At 69.9% G+C, this 4,486-nt stretch carries 3 protein-coding genes; all 3 read right to left on the reverse strand.

The features are described 5' to 3' along the window. Positions 1–395, reverse strand: a 395-nt coding sequence (locus tag GCU69_RS27650) for a roadblock/LC7 domain-containing protein (RefSeq protein WP_156207492.1), incomplete at its 3' end; no start/stop codon positions are given. A 1-nt stretch (position 396) separates the two neighbouring features. Continuing rightward, positions 397–3,612 carry a sensor histidine kinase gene (locus tag GCU69_RS27655; RefSeq protein WP_156207493.1) on the reverse strand — a complete coding sequence of 1,072 codons (3,216 nt, stop codon included), beginning with the start codon at positions 3,610–3,612 and terminating at the stop codon, positions 397–399. Between the two features lie 329 nt (positions 3,613–3,941). Beyond that, the coding region (locus GCU69_RS27660) for a GTP-binding protein (RefSeq protein WP_156207494.1) at positions 3,942–4,486 on the reverse strand (545 nt) is incomplete at its 5' end.

Genomic DNA, 4,486 nt, shown 5'->3' on the forward strand with positions numbered 1-4,486 from the left:
GCGCGCAGGTCCGGGGTGAGGACGCTGCCGGCGCGGTCGACCAGTAGGGCCATCTCGTATCCGACCAGGCCGATGTCGCACTCCGGGTGTGCGAGTACGGCGAGGGAGGAACCGTCGGAGACGGACATGATGAAGAGGAAGCCGCGCTCCATCTCCACGACGGTCTGGTTGACCGAGCCGCCCTCGAAGATGCGGGAGGCGCCGGCCGTCAGCGACGTCAGGCCGGAGGCCACCGCCGCCAGCTGGTCGGCTCGGTCGCGCGGAAAGCCTTCGGACATCGCGAGAAGGAGTCCGTCGGCGGAGACCACCACGGTGTGGGACACCCCGGGGGTGTTGTCCACGAAGTTGGTGATCAACCAGTTCAGGTTCTGCGCCGCCTGGCTCATCGGGCTCACACTAACGCTCCTGATCGTAGGTGCTGCTGCCACCGGGGCCGAAGCCCTGCTGGCCTGTGTCCGTCCCCGCGTTGCGGCCCCGCTGGACGCCGCGCCGCAGGTTGCTCAACCTGCCGCGGACGTCCTCCGGGGCGCGGGAGACCGAGGGGCCGCCCTGCGGGGTCTGCTCTGCGGTGCCCTCGACCAGGTTGGCCTTGGGCACCCGCCGGGGGAGACCGGAGGAGGTCACTCCGCCGGCCTTGGGCTCCCGGAGCCGCTCGGCGCGGTGCCAGCGCTCGTCGTTCGCCGAACGCCAGTCGGAGCCGTCCTCGTGGGAGGTCTCCTGCGGCTGCTCCGGCTCCTCGGGCTGCTGCCACGCCTTTTCGCGCCGCGGCAGACCCGCGCCGGTCACGGTATGGGTGCTGCTCGAGGTCGGGCCCGGACGGTCGAAGCCTACGCGGTCCTGACCGTCCGCGGGAGCGCCCGGGAATTCCGATTCCGCTCTGTGATCCGTTCCGGGACGGTCGTTCCGGCTGAACGCGCCGCCCCAGGATCCCTGCGGGACCTGCGACTCGTACGGAGCGTAGGACTGCTGTTCCGGAGCGGCAGGGGCCGCCGGGGCGCCGTACGCGGCTTCCGGATAGCCGTTCTGCTGGTACTCCGGCTCCTGGTAGCCCTGGTTCTGGAAGTCGCCCGCCGGGTAGCCGCCGGTCTGGTATCCGTCCTGGTAGCCACCGTCCCGGTAGCCGCCCTCGGGGTAGCCGTTGTCCTGGAACGCGGCCTCCTGGCGGTCCCCGCCGCCCTCGTAGGCCTGCTCCGGATAGGCGGCCTGCGGGAATTCCGCTTCCCGCTCCGGCCGGACCTGCTCCTGCTGCTGGTCCCGGCCCTGCCCGGTGCGGTCCGGGTACTGCCGCTCGGAGGACTGGGCCTCCAACTGGGCGCGCAGCTCGTCGCGCATCAGGGAGCGGCCGACCGGGTCGAGCTCACGGGCGTCGTCCGGTATCCGGTCGAAGCGGGACTCGTCGAAGCCGAGCTCCGCCGCCGTACGCATCGGCGCCTGGCCCTGGTCGTACGGCTGCGGCTGCTCCGGGACGATCCGGGAGACCGTGAAGTCGTCCTGGGGCATCTCGTCGCCGCCACCGCCGTGCGTGATGGCTTCGGGGAGCATGACCAGCGAGGTGGTGCCCGCCTGCTCGCCGGAGGGGCGCAGCTGGACGCGGATGCCGTGCCGGTCGGCGAGCCGGCCGACCACGAACAGGCCCATGCGCTGGGAGATCGCGGCGTCGACCGTCGGCGGGTTGGCCAGCTTGTGGTTGATGTCCGCGAAGTCCTCGGCGGTGAGGCCGATGCCCTTGTCGTGGATCTCGATCATCACGCGGCCGTCGGGCAGCCGCGTCGCCGTGACCCGCACCTTGGTCTGCGGGGAGGAGAAGCTGGTGGCGTTCTCCAGCAGCTCCGCGAGCAGGTGGACGAGGTCGGACACCGCGTTGCCGTGGATGTCCGTCTCCGGGACCCCGGTCAGCTCGATGCGCTCGTAGCTCTCCACCTCGGAGGCCGCGGCGCGGAGCACGTCGACGAGCGGCACCGGCTGGTTCCAGCGGCGGCCGGGCTCCTCGCCGGCGAGGACGAGGAGGTTCTCGCCGTTGCGGCGCATACGCGTCGCCAGGTGGTCCATCCGGAAGAGGCTCTCCAGCTGGTCCGGGTCGGCCTCGTTGTTCTCCAGGTCGGTGATCAGGGTGAGCTGGCGCTCGATGAGGCCCTGGTTCCGGCGGGAGAGGTTGGTGAAGATCGCGTTGACGTTGCCCCGCAGGAGCGCCTGCTCCGCGGCGAGCCGGACCGCCTCGCGGTGCACCTGGTCGAAGGCGCGGGCGACCTCGCCGATCTCGTCCCGGCTGTTGATCGGGATGGGTTCGACCGAGGTGTCGACACGGCCCGGGTCGGTGCGGGAGAGCTGGTCGACCAGTCGCGGCAGCCGCTGCTCGGCGACGTCGAACGCCGCGGTGCGCAGCCGCTGCATGCTGCGGCTCATGGAGCGGGCCATCATCCCGGCGAGGATGAACGCCGCGAGCAGCGCGACGACCACGATGGAGCCCGTGACGATCGCGTCCGTACGGGCGTCGTCGGAGATCCGGTTGGCCTCGTCCACGGCGTTGTTGACGAGGTCGGCCTCGACGGAGCGGTAGGCGTCGAACTTGCCGGTGGCGCTGGCGAACCACGTCTCGGGGGTGATGCCCGCGGCCTGGAGTTCCTCGGCGGAACGATTGGCCCCGATCGCGGTGACCATCTTGTCGAGGGCGGGCGGCGGCGTGAACGGCTTGCCCGCCTTCTCGGCCTGCTGCTTGGCCGCCGCGACCTTCTTCTTGCCCTCGGCCTGCGCGGCGCGCAGCGCCTCCTCGAGGTTCTGCTGGTCCTGCGCGGTGCCACCGCCGACGTACTCGCCGAGGGCGATGTTCTCGAGGTACGCGTAGGAGTTGAACGCGGTCAGCTGGGCGCTGCGGTCCTTCGCCGACGGGCCGGGCTTGATCAGCAGGTGCATGCCGATGGAGCGTTCCAGCGACAGGGCGGCCTTGGTCAGCGAGATCGCGTAGACCGTCCGGCCGTAGCTGGTGATGTTGCCGGTGCCCAGCCCCAGCTCGTTGGAGAACTCCATCAGGAAGTGCTGGACCTGGGTGTAGCCCTCTTCGGTGGCCACGGCGGGGAGCCGGGCCGTGTACGCGTTCTCGCGCAGTCCCTCGAGCTTCGGCTCGGCCTCGCGGTACTTGTCCAGCCGGCGCTGGAGACCCGGCTTGTCGGGCATGTCCGTGAGGGCGGCCTCGAAGTCCTCCCGGGCCGCGTCGCTCGTCGCGCGGGCCTTGCTGACGACCTCGCTGTCCCGGTCGCCGGCCAGCAGCGGTGCGGCGGTCACGTCGCGCTCGTCGATCAGCGCGTTGCCGTAGTCCGTGGCGGCCCGGACCAGGAGCGCGGTGCGCTCGGCCTCCTGGGCCTCCTGCCAGGTGTTGATCGACCCGTTCACCTGGAACCCGCCGAGCACCAGGCCGACGAGGACCGGGATCAGCAGAATGGCGTTCAGTTTGGCGGGCACCCGCCAGTTCTGTACGGACAGCCGCCCGGGGCGCCCGGGGGCAGGCGCGGGTGACGGTTCGGGCACATTCGCAGGCGACGCCGCTGTGCGCGGCGGCGGGGTGAAGTTGCCGCGCGACGCCTCTTGCGACGCGGGGCCGGGCTTGCTTCGCCTCACTCGACCAACAACCTCTCGGCGTCGGCACCTACCGTGTGCCGTCGATCTCTCGGTGCGCTCCTACTCAGGAGTTCTTGGAATTGCAGCACGTCAGGCACTTGCATTCCAAACACCGGGAACCTTGCGGCCCAAGGGACATAAGGGCACGATAAAACGGGCATAGAGTGCAGATCCCATCAAGATGCAGCTTGATCGTGAGCGCAGTGAAGTTGTCCGAACGCAGGGGGTTCACCGGGTGAGGCGGATCTCAGCGGAATCGTTATGAACACTGAGGCGGGCCGTGTCAAAGACCACAGCCCGCCTCGTTCCCAACTTCCCTGTCTGTCCCGTTACTTGAGCCGGGCCATGAGGGCGTGTTCCACGAGGGTGATGAGGGCGCTCTTGGCGTCGGCGCGGTGGCGTGCGTCGGTGGTGATGATCGGTGCGTCGGGGCCGATCTGGAGTGCTTCGCGGACTTCTTCGGGGGTGTAGGGCTGGTGTCCGTCGAAGCCGTTGAGGGCGATGACGAAGGGCAGTCCGCTGTTCTCGAAGTAGTCGACGGCGGGGAAGCAGTCGGCGAGCCGCCGGGTGTCGACGAGGACCACGGCCCCGATGGCACCCTTGACCAGGTCGTCCCACATGAACCAGAAGCGGTCCTGGCCGGGGGTGCCGAAGAGGTACAGGATCAGGTCCTGGTCCAGCGTGATCCGGCCGAAGTCCATGGCCACGGTCGTCGTGGTCTTGTCCCGGACCTGGCTCAGATCGTCGATCCCCGCGGAGGCGGAGGTCATCACGGCCTCGGTGCGCAGCGGATTGATCTCCGAGACCGCGCCGACGAACGTGGTCTTGCCCACGCCGAAGCCGCCCGCCACCACGATCTTCGCGGACGTGGTGG

The sequence above is a fragment of the Streptomyces lycii genome, from assembly GCF_009735685.1.
GTDB lineage: Bacteria > Actinomycetota > Actinomycetes > Streptomycetales > Streptomycetaceae > Streptomyces > Streptomyces lycii.